Annotated in this window: 15 protein-coding genes; 4 read left to right on the forward strand and 11 right to left on the reverse strand. The window is 74.5% G+C overall.

Features of this window, described 5'->3' with window-relative positions:
- Positions 1 to 67: 67 nt before the first annotated feature.
- Both HD595_RS03655 and HD595_RS03660 read left to right on the forward strand, forming a co-directional pair.
- Positions 68 to 2,242 (forward strand): hydantoinase/oxoprolinase family protein, encoded by a 2,175-nt coding sequence (locus HD595_RS03655; RefSeq protein WP_253765562.1) that lies wholly within the window; start codon positions 68 to 70, stop codon positions 2,240 to 2,242.
- Positions 2,232 to 3,944 (forward strand): hydantoinase B/oxoprolinase family protein, encoded by a 1,713-nt coding sequence (locus HD595_RS03660; protein ID WP_253765564.1) that lies wholly within the window; start codon positions 2,232 to 2,234, stop codon positions 3,942 to 3,944. The genes HD595_RS03655 and HD595_RS03660 overlap by 11 nt, the downstream gene beginning before the upstream one ends.
- On the opposite strand, the gene HD595_RS03665 is transcribed toward HD595_RS03660, so the two are convergent.
- The 10 genes from HD595_RS03665 to HD595_RS03710 all read right to left on the reverse strand — a co-directional run bounded on the left by HD595_RS03665 (position 3,925) and on the right by HD595_RS03710 (position 13,467).
- Positions 3,925 to 4,500 (reverse strand): Uma2 family endonuclease, encoded by a 576-nt coding sequence (locus HD595_RS03665; protein ID WP_253765566.1) that lies wholly within the window; start codon positions 4,498 to 4,500, stop codon positions 3,925 to 3,927. The genes HD595_RS03660 and HD595_RS03665 overlap by 20 nt on opposite strands.
- A 53-nt stretch (positions 4,501 to 4,553) precedes the next feature.
- Complete coding sequence (locus tag HD595_RS03670) at positions 4,554 to 5,237, reverse strand: adenosylcobinamide amidohydrolase (RefSeq protein ID WP_253765568.1); 684 nt, start codon at positions 5,235 to 5,237, stop codon at positions 4,554 to 4,556.
- Positions 5,234 to 6,262 carry an ABC transporter ATP-binding protein gene (locus HD595_RS03675; RefSeq protein WP_253765570.1) on the reverse strand — a complete coding sequence of 343 codons (1,029 nt, stop codon included), beginning with the start codon at positions 6,260 to 6,262 and terminating at the stop codon, positions 5,234 to 5,236. Before HD595_RS03675 ends, HD595_RS03670 begins: the two co-directional genes overlap by 4 nt.
- Complete coding sequence (locus tag HD595_RS03680; RefSeq protein ID WP_420540684.1) at positions 6,259 to 7,233, reverse strand: FecCD family ABC transporter permease; 975 nt, start codon at positions 7,231 to 7,233, stop codon at positions 6,259 to 6,261. Before HD595_RS03680 ends, HD595_RS03675 begins: the two co-directional genes overlap by 4 nt.
- 383 nt (positions 7,234 to 7,616) lie before the next feature.
- Complete coding sequence (locus HD595_RS03685) at positions 7,617 to 8,594, reverse strand: ABC transporter substrate-binding protein (protein ID WP_253765572.1); 978 nt, start codon at positions 8,592 to 8,594, stop codon at positions 7,617 to 7,619.
- Between the two features lie 199 nt (positions 8,595 to 8,793).
- On the reverse strand, positions 8,794 to 9,636 hold the full coding sequence (locus HD595_RS03690; RefSeq protein WP_253765574.1) for a Gfo/Idh/MocA family protein: 843 nt from the start codon (positions 9,634 to 9,636) through the stop codon (positions 8,794 to 8,796).
- A gap of 99 nt (positions 9,637 to 9,735) precedes the next feature.
- Positions 9,736 to 10,572, reverse strand: a complete 837-nt coding sequence (locus HD595_RS03695; protein WP_253765576.1) for an SDR family NAD(P)-dependent oxidoreductase — start codon at positions 10,570 to 10,572, stop codon at positions 9,736 to 9,738.
- Positions 10,569 to 11,762, reverse strand: coding sequence for a cytochrome P450 (locus HD595_RS03700; RefSeq protein ID WP_253765578.1), 1,194 nt, complete (start codon positions 11,760 to 11,762; stop codon positions 10,569 to 10,571). The genes HD595_RS03695 and HD595_RS03700 overlap by 4 nt, the downstream gene beginning before the upstream one ends.
- Positions 11,759 to 12,715, reverse strand: coding sequence for a phosphotriesterase family protein (locus HD595_RS03705; RefSeq protein ID WP_253765579.1), 957 nt, complete (start codon positions 12,713 to 12,715; stop codon positions 11,759 to 11,761). The genes HD595_RS03700 and HD595_RS03705 overlap by 4 nt, the downstream gene beginning before the upstream one ends.
- Positions 12,700 to 13,467: a phytanoyl-CoA dioxygenase family protein gene (locus HD595_RS03710; RefSeq protein ID WP_253765581.1), complete on the reverse strand. Its 768-nt coding sequence runs from the start codon at positions 13,465 to 13,467 to the stop codon at positions 12,700 to 12,702. The genes HD595_RS03705 and HD595_RS03710 overlap by 16 nt, the downstream gene beginning before the upstream one ends.
- An 88-nt stretch (positions 13,468 to 13,555) precedes the next feature.
- Between HD595_RS03710 and HD595_RS03715 the strand changes: the two genes are divergently transcribed.
- Both HD595_RS03715 and HD595_RS03720 read left to right on the forward strand, forming a co-directional pair.
- Positions 13,556 to 14,467: a TIGR03621 family F420-dependent LLM class oxidoreductase gene (locus tag HD595_RS03715; RefSeq protein WP_253765583.1), complete on the forward strand. Its 912-nt coding sequence runs from the start codon at positions 13,556 to 13,558 to the stop codon at positions 14,465 to 14,467.
- 60 nt (positions 14,468 to 14,527) lie between these two features.
- Complete coding sequence (locus HD595_RS03720) at positions 14,528 to 15,115, forward strand: histidine phosphatase family protein (protein WP_253765585.1); 588 nt, start codon at positions 14,528 to 14,530, stop codon at positions 15,113 to 15,115.
- 19 nt (positions 15,116 to 15,134) lie between these two features.
- Here the strand turns inward: HD595_RS03720 and HD595_RS03725 are convergent, their stop codons facing one another.
- Positions 15,135 to 15,878 carry a hypothetical protein gene (locus tag HD595_RS03725; RefSeq protein WP_253765588.1) on the reverse strand — a complete coding sequence of 248 codons (744 nt, stop codon included), beginning with the start codon at positions 15,876 to 15,878 and terminating at the stop codon, positions 15,135 to 15,137.
- Positions 15,879 to 15,923 lie beyond the last annotated feature (45 nt).

Consider the following 15,923-nt stretch of genomic DNA (forward strand, 5'->3'; position numbering starts at 1 on the left):
ATCGCCTGCCGTAAGTACAAGAGGGAAGGTCGTAGACAAGCGCTTGCTTGTTGTCTACCGTACCGGAATGGGCTTCGCGATCGGCGTGGACGTCGGTGGCACCTTCACCGACGTGGTCCTGCGCCGCCCCTCGGGCGCGGTCACCGTGGCCAAGTGTTTGAGCACCCACGACGACCCCATCGCGGGGATCGTCACCGGCGTTACGCGGGTCCTGTCCGGGCTCGACCCGGCGCTCGTGACCCGGGTGGTCCACGCGACCACGCTCGCCACCAACGCGGTGCTGGAACGCAGGGGCGTGCGCGTCGCGTTCGTCACCACGCGGGGCTTCCGCGCCGTCGTGCCGCTCGGCCGCTACGCCCGGGTCGAGGAGGACCGGTACGACCTGCGCTTCACGCCCCCTCCGCCACCCGTCGACCCCGGCGACTGCTTCGAGGTGACCGAGCGGATCTCGGCCCGCGGCGAGGTGCTGACCCCGCTCGACGAGGACTCCGCCCGGCGGGCCGCCGCCGAGATCGCCCGGCGCGGCATCACGTCGGCGGCCGTCTGCCTGCTGCACTCCTACGCCGACCCGGCGCACGAGCGGCGCGTGGCGGCCATCCTGCGCGAGCACGTGCCGGACGTGGTGGCCTCCTCCGAGGTGTGGCCGGAGATCCGCGAGTACGAGCGGGCCACCACCACCATCATGTCGGCCTATGTCGGGCCGCTCATGGCGTCGTACCTGTCGCGCCTGGAGGACGCCCTGGCCGCGCTCGGGGTGCGCGCCCCCGTCCACGTCATGGAGTCGGGCGGCGGGGTCATGTCGGCCCGCCTGGCCGCCCGGCGGGCCGTGGCCACCATCGAGTCCGGGCCGGCGGCCGGGGTGCTCGCCGCGGCGGCCACCGGACTCGGCGACGTGATCTCGTTCGACATGGGCGGCACCACCGCCAAGGCGTGCGTGGTGCGCGGCGGGCGGCCGGAGATCACGCACGAGTTCCACGTCGGCGGCAAGGGCAGCTTCGGCGGGCGGCGCGCCGGCACCGGCGTGCCGATCAAGACGCCCGCCATCGACCTGGCCGAGGTCGGCGCGGGCGGCGGCAGCGTCGCCTGGATCGACGCCGCCGGTGCCCTGCGCGTCGGCCCCCACTCGGCGGGCTCCTCCCCCGGCCCCGCCTGCTACGGGCTCGGCGGCGGCGAGCCCACCGTGACCGACGCCAACCTCGTGCTCGGCTACCTGGCCGCCGCCTCCATCCCGCTGTCGCCCGCGCTCGCCGGCAAGGCCCTCGACCGGCTCGCCGAGCCGCTCGGGGTGTCGCGGGCCGAGGCCGCGCACGCCGTCCACACGATCGTCAGCGCCGCCATGGCCTCGGCCGTGCACGTGGTGACCGTGCAACGGGGGATCGACCCGCGCGGGTTCGCGCTCGTGGCCTTCGGCGGGGCCGGGCCCGCGCACGCGGCGCGGGTCGCCGAGCGGTTCGGGATCGGGCTGGTCGTGGTGCCCGAGCACTGCGGGGTCGCCTCCGCCGCCGGTCTGCTGGCCGGGGAGCTGTCGGCCGACCGGGTTCTGTCGCGGCTCGGCGCCCGCGATCCGGAGGCGGTCTTCGCCGGGCTGGCGTCCGCGGCGGCGGCCGACCTCGGCGTGTCGCCGGACGACCCGGGGGTGCGGGTCGAGCGGTCGGTGGACGCGCGTTTCCGCGGGCAGTCGCACGATCTGACGGTGCCGTGGGAGGCGTCGCGGGACCGGCTGGAGTCGCGGTTCCTCTCCCGGTACGCGCAGGTGTACGGGATCGAGCAGCGGGGGGAGGTTGAGCTGGTCGGCTACCGCGTCCAGGTCACGCTCGCGGCCCCGGCCGGAGGGTCACCCGGCGCCCCGCTCCTGGGGGCCGCGCCTGACGAACCGCCCACCGGCACTGCTGCGGGCGAACCGCCCACCGGCACCGCTTTGGGCGAGCCGCCCACCGGCACCGCTTTGGGCGAGCCACCCACCGCGCCCTCTGGAGGGCCGTCACCGGCCGCGCCCGGGAGGGAGCCCTCGCGGCCCTCGCCCGGGACGCGCCCCGCGTACTTCCCCGAGCTCGGTGGCTACGCCGAGACGCCCGTGCGCACCCGCGCCACCCTGGGGGCCGGGCTGGACGGCCCGGCGATCGTCGAGGACCCCGAGTCCACCATCGTCGTGCCGCCCGGCTGGACGGCCCGGCTCGGCCCCGGGCGCGCCGTCCACCTCACCCGGATCACCACCGGAGGGGAGGCGCGGGATGGCGCCTGACACGCTCACCGCCGACGTGCTGCGCAACGCGCTCGTGGTCGCCGCCGAGGAGGCGAGCATCGTGGTGGTGCGCTCGGCCTACTCGACGTTCATCGTCGAAGGCTCGGACGCCTCCGCCGCCCTCCTCGACGCCGAGGGACGGCTGATCGCCCAGTCCATGGCCACGACCCTCATGAACAGCATGGCCCTCAAGGTCGCCCTGCCCGAGCTGCTCGCGGACATCCCCCTCGCCTCCATGCGGCCGGGCGAGGTGTACGTGCTCAACGACGCCTACCGGGGCGGCGTCCACACCAACGACCTGCTGGTCTACCGCCCCGTCTTCGTCGGGGGGCGGCCCGCGTACTTCACCGCCACCATGATCCACGTCTCCGACCTGGGCGGGCTGTCGGCGGGCGGCATGGCGCCGCTGGCCACCGACATCTTCCTCGAAGGGCTCCAGCTCCCGCCGATCCGCCTGGCGACGTCCGCGGGGATCGAGCCCGCGGTCGAGGCGATCCTGCGCGCCAACAGCCGCACCCCCGACAAGGTCATGGGCGACGTGCGGGCGCTGATCGCCGGCACGGCCGTGGCCGCCGCCCGGCTCGGCGCGCTGGTCGAGGAGTACGGCGAGGCGGGCCTGGCCGCGGGCGTCGAGGCGTACCTCGACTACACGGAGGCCCGCACCCGGGCGGCGCTGGCGGAGCTGCCGGCGGGGCGGTTCGCGGCGTCGTACCCGATCGACGACGACGGCATCGACCTCGCCACCCCGCGCCACGTCCGGGTCGCCCTCACGCTGCCCGGGGCGGAGGCGGCGCGGTCGGGCGCGGTGGCGGACTTCGCGGGCACGGACCCGCAGGTGCCGGCGGCGATCAACGCGTCGGCGTCGCAGTCGCTGGCGGCCGCGGTCTTCGCGGTGCGCTGCTTCCTCGACCCGGCCATCCCCATGAACGACGGCTGCCTGCGCGCCATCGACGTGCGGCTGCCCGCCGGGTCGCTGCTCGACGCCCGCTCCCCCCATCCGTGCGGCGGCCGGTACGTGCCGATCTATGCCGCCATGGAGGCCGTGTTCCAGGCGCTGTCGGACGCGGTGCCGGAGCGGGCGATCGCGGCGAGCGGGATCCTGCAGCCGTTCTCGATCGCGGCCGTGGGGGCGCCGTACTGGATCCATCTGGCGTACGACTTCGGCGGGGTGGGCGCCCGGCGCGGGCTCGACGGGCCGGACGCGACGGGCGTGCACTTCGGGATCGGCCGCAACTCGGTGCCCCAGGCGGAGCCCGTGGAGAGCCGCTGCCCGCTGCTGGTGGAGTCGGTCGAGACCGTCCCCGACTCGGGAGGGCCCGGCCGGTTCCGCGGCGGGCTCGGGTCGCGCACGGTGTACCGGTTCCTGGCGGACTGCCACGTGACGACGCGCGGCGACCGGCTGCGCCTGGCCCCTCCTGGTCGCGACGGCGGACTGCCGGGACGCCTCGGCGGCTTCTACCGGCGCCGCCTGGACGGGACGCTGGAGCGGCTGGCGTCGAAGGTGAACAACGTCCGGTTCGCGGCCGGGGAGGCGTTCGTGGTGGAGACGACGGGGGGCGGCGGGATCGGCTCGCCGCTGGAGCGGGACCTGGCGGCGGTGGCGGAGGATCTGCGGGCGGGCCGCGTCACGTCGCGCGGGGCCGCCGAGGATTACGGGGTCAGGGTCGCGGCGGACGGCACGCTCAGCCGCGACGCCTCATGAGGTCGGCCGGGTCGAAGCTGACGGGGAACGGGGCGTGCAGGTCCGCGACGACGCCGGCCTTGTGCGCGGTGGGCGGGCCGTAGGTCTCGCCGTCAAGCTCGTAGACGTAGAGGGTGGGGCCCTCGTCCATCTCGACGCGCCAGTAGACGGGGATGCCGGCGGCGGCGTAGACCTCAGGTTTCAGGAACCTGTCCTGGGCCCTGCTGGTCGGGCCGACCACCTCCACGGCCAGCGTGACATCCCGCGGCGAGACCATCGAGGTCGCGCTCTCCGTCGCCGCGGCGGGCACGACGGCGACGTCGGGGACGTAGAGCTCCCTGAAACCGACCCTGAGATTCACCGTCTGCAGCGGCTCCACACCCTCTGGCGCGACATCCTCCAGGATGCGGCAGACGCGGCTGCTCACCCGCTGGTGCAGCGGCGTCGGCCCCGCACTGATGAGCAGGCTGCCGTTGACGAGCTCGTAGCGGATGTCGTCCCCCGGCAGGCCGAGCAGGTCGGCCACGATGTAGGGGGGATGGTGCGGCGGCACGACCGTCGCGTCAAGGCGTGTCACAGGCCCAGTATGGAGACCGGCCGCTCACTCCGTGCCGCGTTCTCCAGATTTCATCACTCTACGGCGCGAGGCCGCCACGTTTCGGCACCGGCGCGGACCGCCTGGTGGACGGCTCTGGCCAGGCGGGCGCCCCAGGTCGAGCGGGGCCCGGCGAAGAGCTCCTCCGGCCCCTCCTCCCGTACGGCCACGCACACCGCGTCCGACGCCGTGCCCGTGCCCGCGAACCCCGTCTCCACCAGCGCCTGAGTCTTCGCCTCCGTCACCGTCATGACGGCGTTGACCAGCGCCGCGTCCGTCATCGCCACCGGTAACGCGGCCACGATGTTGATCGTGCCGACCCGTGGCGGCGCCAGCATGGGGGCCAGCTCGGGATCGGGCGCGCCCTCCGGAGCGGCCGCCCAGGTGGGGACGCGCAGCCCCACCGTGGCCACCACCCGCACCCCGCCGTCCGAGGCGATGACGCGGCGCGAGACCGAGGCGGCCGTCATCATGCCCACCCCCTCCCCCGGCGGCGCCAGGGAGGCCAGGTGGCCGGCCGGGTCCATGCGGGAGTAGCCCGCCACGACCTGGGCGTTCAGCACCCACGCGCGCGGCCCGATGCCGCCGCCGAGCACCGCCGAGGAGATCATCCGCCAGCCGGGCCCGAACTCCCACAGCAACGTCCCGAGCCGCTCCCCCTCCTCCTTGCGGAAGGTGAGCCGCAGCCCGCCCGCGTCCTCACGGTGGCTGAGGCTCACCTTCGCGGCCCTCCCCGGACGAGGTGGACGACGGGCCGGCCGTCGGGCCCCGGCTGCACCTGGACGCCGGCGCCGAAGTGCCGCCCGACCAGGTCCTCGGTGAGCACCTCGGCGGGGCGGCCCGCCGCCGCCACCCGTCCGTCCGCGAGCAGCAGCAGGGTGTCGGCGTACTGCCCGGCGAGGGTTAGGTCGTGCAGCGTGGTGACGACGGTGAGGCCGTCGGCGAGGCGCAGCCGGTCGACCAGCTCCAGCACCTGCTGCTGGTGGCCGAGGTCGAGGGCGGTGGTGGGCTCGTCGAGGAGGAGCACGGGCGCCTGCTGGGCGAGCGCCCGGGCCAGCACGGCGCGCTGCCGTTCGCCGCCCGACAGCTCGCCGGCGCGGCGGGTGGCCAGGCCGCTGAGGTCGAGCCGGTCGAGCACCGACGCCGTGACCTCGCGGTCGTGGTGGCTCTCGCGGCCGAGGTACGGGATGTACGGGGTGCGGCCGAGCAGGGCGTAGTCGAACACGGTCATGTCGGGCGGCAGGGCCGGCGTCTGGGGGGCGTAGGCCACGAGGCGGGCCCGGTCGCGGGGGCGCAGCTCGCGGGCGGGCCGGCCGCCGAGCGTGATCTCGCCGTCGTGGGCGAGCAGGCCCATGACGGCCTTGAGCAGGGTGGACTTGCCGGCGCCGTTCGGGCCGAGGACGGCCAGCCACTCGCCGGGACGTACGGACAGGTCCACGCGGTCGAGGACGCGCCGCTCACCCAGCCGGACCGAGAAGGCCACCGCGCCGATCACCGGTCCCTGGGCGCCGTTCTGGCCGCCCGCGGTGCTGCTCTGGCCGCCCGCACCGGTCTCGTCGGCGCCCGCAGCTGTCTCGTGGGTGCCCGCGGCGGTCTCGTGGGTGCCCGCCTGGGTACCCGCAGTGGGCTCGTGGGTGCTCGCGGCGCTCTTCGGGGAGGTCTCATGAGATGCGGAGCCGGCCGGGGCGCCGGACGTGGCAGAGGACGGCGTTCTGGGAGGACCGCCTGGCGTGGGGCGGGTCATGGGGCGCTCCGGCGGGTCAGGCGCAGGACGCCGACGAAGAACGGCGCGCCCACGAACATGGTGACCACCCCGATGGGCAGCTCGGCCGGCGCGATGACCGTGCGGGCCACGACGTCGGCGAGCACGAGGAACGCGGCCCCGCCCAGCAGCGAGAGCGGCAGCACGATCCGGTACGAACCGCCCGCGAGCCGCCGGGCCACGTGCGGGATGACGATCCCGATGAACCCGATCAGGCCGCTCACCGCGACGGCCGCGGCCGTGGCCAGGGAGGCGGCGAGGAGCACCACGAGCCGGACCCGGCCCGCGCGCACCCCGAGGCTGGTCGCCTCCTCGTCGCCCACGGACAGCACGTCGAGCATCCGCCCGTGCAGGAGCAGCAGGACCGAGGAGACGGCGGCGTACGGCAGGACGAGGCGGACCTGCTCCCATCCGCCGCCGACGTCCCCCATGATCCAGGAGTAGATCCGCTGCAGCTCCTCGACCTTGAACTGCTGGATGAACGTCTGGATCGCGGTCAGGAACGACGTGACCGCCACCCCGGCCAGCACGAGCGTCGCGGTGCCGCCGGAGCGCCCGGCGGTGTTGCCCAGCGCGTACGCGAGGAGCACGCCGCCGAAGGCCCCGGCGAAGGCCGCCACCGGCACGGCGACGACCCCGGCCGGGACGAGCACGATGACCACGGTCGCGGTCAGCCCGGCCCCGGCGGCGGCGCCGAGCAGGTACGGGTCGGCCAGCGGGTTGCGGAAGACGCCCTGGTACCCCGCTCCGGCGATGGCCAGCAGGCCGCCCACGACGGCCGCGAGCAGCACGCGGGGCAGCCGGATCTCGTACAGCAGGCCCTGCTCGACGGGGGCGAGGCCGGAGTGGACGTCGACCAGCGGCAGCCAGTCGAGCGCCTGGAGCACCACCTGGCCGGGCGAGATGTCGGCGGCGCCGCCCAGCAGCCCGACGATCATGGATACGACCAGCAACGCCGCCGCCCCGGCCAGCCACAGCGGCCTGGCCCGGGCCGGCGCGGGCGGCCCAGGCGGCTTGGGCGCGCCGGACGGGCCAGGCGGGCCAGGCGGGCCAGGCGGGCCGGACGGGCCAGGCGGGCCAGGCGGGCCGGACGGGCCAGGCGGGCCGGACGGGGCTGGCCGGGCGGTGGACCCCGCGGACTCGGGGAATTCCGGAGATCCGGGAGACCCGGCAGATCCGAAAGATCCGGCAGATCCGACGGTCCCGGCAGGCTCGGAGGATCCCGCCGGCTCGGCAGACTCAGGGGATCCCGCGGACCCGGCAGGCTCAGCGGGTCGGGAAGACCCCGAGAGCCGGTCGGGACGGCCGGAGCGGCGGAACGGCGCTGGCCGGGACACTACGAGCCGGCCGCCTTGGAGACCGCGTCACCGATCGTGTGGGCGAGGTCCACGATGCGCGGCCCCCAGCGGGAGGCCACGTCGTCGTCGAGCGGGACGACCTGGTCGTTCTTCACGGCCTTGAGGTTCTTCCAGCCGGGCCGCTTGGCCAGGGCCTCCTTGTTCTGGCCGCAGCACTTCACGTCGGCGAGGAAGATCAGGTCCGGGTCGGCCTGGGCGACGAACTCCTTGGACAGCTTCGGGTAGCCGCCGGCCGCGCCGGGCGCCTTGTCGGCGATGTTGACCAGGCCGAACATCGCGTAGATCTGCCCGATGAAGGTGGAGGACGTCGCGGCGTAGGGCGTCTGGTCGAGCTCGTGGTAGTAGGTGAGCTTGCGGTCCTTGGGGGCGCTCGCGGCGAGCTTGTCCAGCGCGCCCTTCATCGTGGTGACGAGCTCGTCGGCCTTGGCCTGGTTGCCGGTCGCGGCGCCCAGGTCGGCGATCTCGTCGTACGCCTCGTCCAGCTTGGTGGCGGCGGGCTCCAGCAGGACGGGGACGTTGAGCTTGCCCAGCTCGGAGGCGACCTTGTTGATGTCGTTGGAGATGATGACGAGGTCGGGCTTCTGGGCGGCGATCGCCTCGACGTTGGGCTTGAACCCGGACAGGTCGGTGCGGGGGGCCTGCTGGGGGAAGTTCGACTGGTCGTCGACCGCCACCACCTGCGGGCCCGCGCCGATGGCGAACAGGGTCTCGGTGTGCGCGGCGGACAGCGAGACGATGCGCTCGGGGCGCTTGGCCAGGGTGATCCTGCCGTTGGCGGCCTCGACGGTGACCGGGAAGCCGGCCGCGGCGTCGGGACTCGCGGAGGCGGGAGCCGAGGCGGTGGAGGCGGTCGAGGGGGCGGTGGACGAGGGGGCGGTGGGGGCGGTCTGGCCGCACGCGGCCAGGACGAGCGTTCCCAGCAGCGCGCCCGCGAAGGCCGTGCGTACGGGCCTCACGAGTAGTCCTTTCACACTGTCGGAACCGAGAGACCCGCGATGAGCGACGGATCACCCTTTTCCACGAGGGTTGATGACGTCGGCGCAGAGGCAGGCGACCTGGCTATGACAGTTGCGGGACAGCGCCGGACTCGCACCGGACTTCGCTGCAACACTGCGCGTCGGACAAACGCTATCAATGCTCCGGATCGAGCCGAAGTCAAGGGGCAGCCAGTTGCGCCTCGGCCTCGGCGATGACGCGCTGGAGCCGCAGGCCGCGGGCGGCGTCGAGGGGGTGTCCGCCCTCCCGTACGGTGCGGGCGAACTCCTCGGCGACGACGGCCAGGGCGTCGCCGTCGTCCGGCACGAGGACGGCGCTGCCCTTGCGGCCGTAGACGGCGACGGAGGTGGGCGGGGTCTCGCCGGGGACGGTCATGCAGAGCGACGTCTCGCTGACCGCGCCGCCCTCGTGCTCCAGCAGCAGGCCGGTCCAGCCGAGCGGGTCGCCGTGGGCGCGCACGCCGGTGACGGGGCCGAGCGCGGCGTCGAGCAGGTCGATCATGTGCGGTCCGACGTCGAGCAGCGCGCCGCGCTCCAGCCGCCACGGGGTCCCGAAGGGGTGGTCGCCGAGCAGGACGCCGGAGAGGTTCGCGGCGTGCCCGCCGAACGGCTCGATCTCGGCGCAGCGGGCCAGGAACTCGCGGGTGCGGGCCGCGTAGCGCAGGGTCAGCATCATCTGGGAGGGCACGCCGGCCTCGGCGATGGCCGCGGCGAGCCGCTCGGCCGCCTCCAGGGAGTCGGCGAGCGGCTTCTCCAGCAGCAGCGCCTTGCCGGCCTTGGCGGCCTTGACCCCCAGCTCGGCCTGTACGGCGGGCGGCACGCAGAACGCGACGGCCTCGCAGGCGTCGAACAGCTCCTCGACCCGCTCGAACACGGGCGCGCCGAGCCGGGCGGCGGCCTCCGGGCGGCGGGCCCAGACGCCGGCCAGGCGGGTGTGCGGGCCGCGGGCCAGCATGGGGGCGTGCGCGAGTTCCGCCCACGGCCCGGCTCCGATCAGTCCCACCGCTACCGGCTCCATCAGCCCTCCCAAAGCCCGATTTTTCATGACTTTATGGGATGAGCATGACCCATGGGACGAGGGGGTCCAGAGGAGAGGCGGTGGTCAGGGCGGGGCGAGGCGCCGCTGGTGGAGGGCGTGCTCGGGCCGGTGCGCCAGCGTGCCGCAGTCGATCACGACCGTCTGCCCGGTGATGCACCGCGCCTCGTCCGAGGCCAGGAACGCCACCAGGTCCGCCACGTCCTCCGGCGCGCACGCCCACGGCAGCAGCCGCTCGGCCTCCTTGTCGGCCAGCCGGTCCGGGCCGAGGGCCAGCCGGGCGGCGTCCGTGAGCACCAGCGCCGGGGCGACCGCGTTGCAGCGGATCCCGCGCGCGCCGTACGTGGTGGCCACGTACCGGACGAGCCCCGTGAGCGCGGCCTTGGACGTGCCGTACGCGGCGTGGTCCAGGTCGCCCGTGAGGCCCGACACCGACGAGGTCAGGACGAAGGCGCCGCCGTCGGCCATGCGCGGGGCGGCGTGCTTGACCAGGAGCATCGCGCCGCGCACGTTGACGGCCATGGTCCGGTCCCACACGTCCGCGTCCAGGGTCTCCAGGTGGTGGTCGCGGCCGTACACCTCGCGGCCGAGGGCCGCCGCGTTGGAGTGGACGACGTCCAGCCGCCCGTACGAGGCCAGCAGCTCGGCCACGGCGGCGGCGACCTGCTTCTCGTCGGAGACGTCGCAGGTGAGGGCCGTGGCCGTGCCGCCCCGGCCGCGGATGGCGGCGGCCGTGGCCCGGGCGCCGGAGGCCCGTACGTCCAGGACGCCCACGCACGCCCCCTCGACGGCCAGCCGCGCGGCGCAGGCCGCGCCGATGCCCGACCCCGCGCCCGTCACCAGCGCCACCCGCCCGTCGAACCGGCCGCCGGACACGGCGAAGCCGGGCAGGCCCGCCGTCACCACTCCACCAGCAGCGACGGCAGCCCGCGCCCGACGATCGAGCGGCGGTAGGCGATCTCCTGGCCGGGCGCGAGCCGCAGCCCCGGCAGGCGCCGCCCCAGCACCTCCAGGGCCGTGCGCAGTTGCAGCCGCCCGAGGGCGGCCCCGACGCAGAAGTGGATCCCGTACCCGAACACCATGTGCGCGTCGGCGTTGGGCCGGTCGATCACGAACCGCTCCGGCTCCGGGAAGACCGTCTCGTCGTGGGCGGCCGAGTCGGTCGACAGCAGCACCAGCGACCCGGCGGGGATCGTCACCCCGTGCAGCGTGACGTCGGTCGTGGCGTACCGGAACGAGCCGAGCGAGGCGCCGTCGATGCGCATGCACTCCTCGGCCGCGTTCTGGACCAGGGCCGGCTCGACCGGCCACGCCTTCTCGCGCAGCAGCCGCAGGACGGTGTTGCCGAGCTGGTTGGGCACGGTGTCGTTGCCGCCGAGCAGGATCGTGGAGATCAGCTCCACCACCTCGCGGTGGCTCAGCTCGGTGCCGATGAGCGAGGTCATCAGCGAGGTGAAGTCGTCGCGCGGGCGCTCGGCCCGGGCGGCGACCAGGCGGTCCACGTAGGCGAGGTAGGTCAGGAAGCTGTCGGCCAGTTCGAGCTGGCGCTCCGGCGGCTCCGGCGACAGGAAGAGCTGGAACCAGTCCTTCACGTGCGCCTGCACGAACGCCTCGTCCTCCTCCGGCACGCCGATGAAGCGGGCGGTCAGCTTGATCGACGGCTCGTGGCCGATCTCGGTCACGAAGTCGGCGCGGCCCTTGGGCCCGATCCGGTCGAGCAGGTCCTCGTTCAGCCGCCGGAACGTCTCCTCCATGGCCGAGACGGCGCGCGGCGTGAACGCCCGCGACACCGACCGGCGCAGCCGGGTGTGGTCGGGCGGGTCCACGTTGGCCACGAAGCTCGACAGGAACGAGCCGTGCTCGCCCAGCTTCTCGCGCGTCTCCCGGGTGAGGCTGCGGGAGATCGTGAGCGAGCCCTTGGAGGAGAAGCGCCGCGGGTCGCCGTACGCGGCGCGCACGTCGGCGTGGCGGGTGAGCACGTACGCGCCGAGGTGCTCGCTGGCGAACACCGGCCGCTCGCGCCTCAGCCGGGCCAGGAACGCGTACGGCGAGGCGACGTGCCAGTCCGAGGCGACGTCGAAGTCCTCGATCATCCGAAGATCCTCCGCGGGTTGTCGACGAGCATCTGGTGGATCTGCTCCTCGGTGACGCCGCGCTTGCGCAGCTCGGGCAGGACGTCACGGGAGACGTGCAGCAGGTGGTAGTCGGGGTGGCGCTCGCGCACGACGTCGGCGTCGAAGCGGTCGTTGAAGCAGTACGAGTCGTGGCCGAGCACCATGCGGCCGGCGTGCCCGCGCTCGCACATGGCGGCCACGACCGCGACCCGGTCCTCGAACGGGCTGATCGTGCCGATGCCGAAGCGGTCCATGCCGATGAAGGAGCCGTTGGCCACCAGCTCCTCCAGGTAGGCGACGTCGGTGGAGTCGCCGGCGTGGCCGATGACGACCCGGCCGAGGTCCACGCCGAGGGCGGCGAGCAGCCGCTGCTGCTCCAGGCCGCCGCGGCCGGCGCTGTGGGAGTGGGTGGTGATGGGCACGCCCGTCTCCAGGTGCGCCTCGGCCACGGCGCGGAAGACCCGCTCGCAGTTCTTCGTCATCCCCGGCCGGTCGGTGGCGCACTTGAGGATCGCGGCCCTGACCCCGGTGCGGCCGATGCCCTCGGTGATGTCGCGGACGAAGAACTCGGCCAGCCGGTCGGGCCCGCCGAACAGCGTGCCGGGGCCGCGGTTGCCGAAGTAGGGCGGCAGCGCGTCGTAGGTGTAGAGGCCGGTGGCGGCCACGATGTGCACGTCGGTCAGCTCGGCGACCCGCTGGACGGCCGGCACGTGGCGGCCGAGCCCGACGACGGTGAGGTCCACGATCGTGTCGATGCCCTCGGCCTTGGCCGCGTCGAGCTTGGCCGCCGCCTCGCGGGCGCGCGTCTCCAGGTCCCAGCCCTCGGGGATGTCCGGCCAGTTCCAGAGGATCTCCGGGCTGAGCCCGAAGACGTGCTCGTGCATGAGCGTCGCCCCGAGGTCGGCGACCGGTCCTCTCACGGTCTCGGGCACGGGAACCTCGGGTGGTCGAAGGGCCGGTTGACCTCCAGGCCGAGCCCGTCGGTCTGCTTGTACGGCGTGCCGGTGTAGAGGGCGTCGGCGTCGAAGTAGGTCACCGTGAACGACAGGCGGGTGCTCTCGCGTCGGTTGGCGGGCGCCCCGTGCACGGTCAGCGCGTGGTGGACGGTGGCGTCGCCCGCTTCGAGGTCGAGCGGCGGCGACAGCTCCAGCTCCTTGAGCCACGGGTGCTGGGTGAGCTGGTCGTCGCCGGCGCGGGTGAAGCTGCGCCCGAGCACCCCGTGCCGGTGCGAGCCGCTGTAGAAGCGCAGCGAGCCCATGTCGGCGGGCACGTCGGCCAGGGCGAGCCAGACGGTGAGCATGGCCGAGCGGTCCATCGGCATCCACGGGAAGTCCTGGTGGAACTCCGTCGCGCCGTGCTCGCCCGGCTCCTTGACCAGCAGGTTCGTCACCTGGACGCGGACGTCGCGCACGCTGTGGAGCAGGCGGACGGCGTTGCGGCCCATCGCGGGGGCGAGGGCGAGCGCGCGGAACGCCTCGTCGCCGTCGGCCACGTCGCGCGACTGGCCGAACGCCTGGTCCACCAGCGTGGCGGCACCGCGCTCGCGGGCCCGCAGGTGGTCCATGGCCCGCTCGCGCAGGGCCGTCACGGTGTCGGGCGGCACCAGCCGTGCGAGCCGGACCCAGCCGTGCCGGTGGAAGAAGCGCACCTCGTCGTCCGTCGCGTGACGCACCGGGATGTCCATGCGGCCAGTGTCGCACTTGAAGCAAGCGCTTGGTAAGTGGGCGGCGTACACTCTCGGTCCAGACGCTCGGCCGAGACGAGGAGGCGCGGTGCGGCGGTTCAGGTTCGGGGCCGTGATACGGCAGGCGGAGTCCGGCAAGGAGTGGGCCGAGAAGGCCCGGCGACTGGAGGGCTCCGGGTTCGACGTGCTCCTGGCGCCGGACCACCTGGTCGGGCCGCGCTTCGCGCCCGTGGCCGCGCTCACGGCCGCCGCGTGCGCGACCACCCGGCTGCGCGTGGGCACGCTGGTCTTCGCCAACGACTTCCGGCACCCGGCCGTGCTGGCCAAGGAGACGGCGACCCTCGACCTGCTGTCGGACGGCCGGCTGGAGGTGGGGCTCGGCACGGGCTGGATGGCCGGCGACTACGTCTCGGCCGGGCTGCCGCTGGACCCGCCCGGCGTCCGGGTGGAGCGGCTGGCCGAGGCGCTGGCCGTGCTCAGGGGGCTGTGGGGCGACGGGCCGTTCACCTTCGAGGGCGCCCACTACCGCGTCCGCGGCCTCGACCAGCGGCCCAAGCCGGTCAGCCGGCCGCACCCGCGGCTGCTGCTCGGCGCGGGCGGCCCCCGGATGCTGCGGCTGGCCGCCCGCGAGGCCGACGTGGTCCACCTGACGACGCGGGTGCGCGGCGACGGCAGCGGCCCGGACGAGCGCGACGGCGGCCTGGCGGCGTACCTGGACAAGCTGCGGACCGTGCGCGAGGCGGCGGGCGACCGCTACGAGCGGCTGGAGCTCGGGACGAGCGTGCTGCAGGCCGGCGAGCGCCGGGCGGAGGAGGCGTGGAGCGCCGCCGCCAGCGCGCGCCTGGAGGACACCCCCCAGGTGCTGCTCGGCACGCGGCGCGACATCGCCGACCGGCTCCGCCACTGGCGCGACGCGCACGACGTGTCGTACTTCGTCGTCCACCACGAGCGTGATCTCGGCGTCCTCACCCCCGTGGTCGAGGAGCTGGCCGGCGCCTGACCTCCCTCCGGCCGCTCCCTCAAGCGAGGTCGAGGTCGGGCGTGCCGGATGATGGGAGGCATGGATGAGATGTTGCTGCTCAGGCATGGTGAGACCGAGTGGAGCCGGACCGGCAGGCACACCGGCCGCACCGACGTGCCGTTGACGCCCCACGGCGAGGAGCAGGCGCGGGCGCTGGCCCCGCTGGTCAAGGAGTGCACGTTCGACCTCGTGCTCGTCTCGCCGCCGCAGCGCGCCCGCCGCACGGCGGAGCTGGCCGGGCTCGGCGCGTACGAGGTGGAGCCCGACCTGTGGGAGTGGGACTACGGCGGCTACGAGGGCATCACCACGCCGGCCATCCGCGAGGACCGGCCCGGCTGGTACCTGTGGCGTGACGGCGTGATCCCCGGCGACGCGGAGCATCCCGGCGAGACGGTGGAGCAGGTGGGGGCGCGGGCCGACCGGGTGATCGCCCGGGCCAGGGCGGCCGAGGGCCGGGTGGCGCTGGTGGCCCACGGCCACATGCTGCGGGTGATCGCGGCCCGCTGGCTGGGGCTGCCGCCGCGGGACGGGCGGCTGTTCAAGCTGGAGACGGGCACGTACTCACGACTCGGCTTCGAGCACGCCGAGCCGGTCGTCGTCGCCTGGAACGCCCCCGTCACCCCCTGACCCGGGCCGCTTGAGTCGGTCAGGGGGCCAGCCGGCAGCCCGGGAACGGCGCGAGCAGCGTCTCGCGCCACGGCCCGTCGAGGTGGTCGCGGGCCCGCTTGGCCCAGCCGAGCAGCCGGTCGTCGGGCTCGGCCTCGTCGTCGAGGCCGAGCGCGGCGTCGCGGGCGCGCTGGGTGCGCAGGTGGTCGTCCAGGGAGACGCCCCAGAGCGTGACCACCTCGGTGTCGCAGAACAGCACCTCGTACAGGCCGACCAGCTCGTGCCCGTGCTCGGCCATCAGCGGCGCCCGCTCGGCGCGCACGGCCTCCAGGTAGTCGAGGGCGGCGCCGGGCCGCACCCGGGCGCTCTCGAACAGGTAGAACTCGGAGCGGCCGACGTCGGCGAGCGACGGCGTGCCGGGCACGGCGCCGAGCGGGCGGGAGAAGGCGGAGAAGCGCAGGTCGTCGATGTCGGACAGGAAGAGGCGGTCGTCCACGCCGCGGTAGATGTTCATCATCTGCCGCCAGCCGCCGTCCCAGCCGCCGTGGCACTCCCACAGCGTGACGGCCTTGAACTGGGGGTGCCCGGTGATGCCGACGGCGTAGAACGCGCCGGCCAGGTCGATGTCGCGGGACCTGATGGACGTGCCCGAGGTCAGGGTCGGGCGGTCGAGGGTCTCGTCCTCGCGTTTGTAGCGGGTCAGCCAGGTGAGGTACTCCAGGGGCCGCCGGGAGTTCATGGGGCGGAAGTCGACCTCTTCGATCAGGTAGATGGCCCGGCGCACCACGCCTCCTCGACCTCGCATGACCAAGCGATTGCTCGGCTCAGG

The organism is Nonomuraea roseoviolacea subsp. carminata (genome assembly GCF_024172185.1).
Lineage (GTDB): Bacteria > Actinomycetota > Actinomycetes > Streptosporangiales > Streptosporangiaceae > Nonomuraea > Nonomuraea roseoviolacea.

Coding starts and splice junctions, on each gene's coding strand:
- HD595_RS03660 (WP_253765564.1), top strand. CDS start 2,232: ATGGCGCCTGACACGCTCACCGCCGACGTGCTGCGCAACGCGCTCGTG.
- HD595_RS03675 (WP_253765570.1), bottom strand. CDS start 6,262: ATGACCCGCCCCACGCCAGGCGGTCCTCCCAGAACGCCGTCCTCTGCC.
- HD595_RS03655 (WP_253765562.1), top strand. CDS start 68: ATGGGCTTCGCGATCGGCGTGGACGTCGGTGGCACCTTCACCGACGTG.
- HD595_RS03710 (WP_253765581.1), bottom strand. CDS start 13,467: ATGGACATCCCGGTGCGTCACGCGACGGACGACGAGGTGCGCTTCTTC.
- HD595_RS03720 (WP_253765585.1), top strand. CDS start 14,528: ATGGATGAGATGTTGCTGCTCAGGCATGGTGAGACCGAGTGGAGCCGG.
- HD595_RS03700 (WP_253765578.1), bottom strand. CDS start 11,762: ATGATCGAGGACTTCGACGTCGCCTCGGACTGGCACGTCGCCTCGCCG.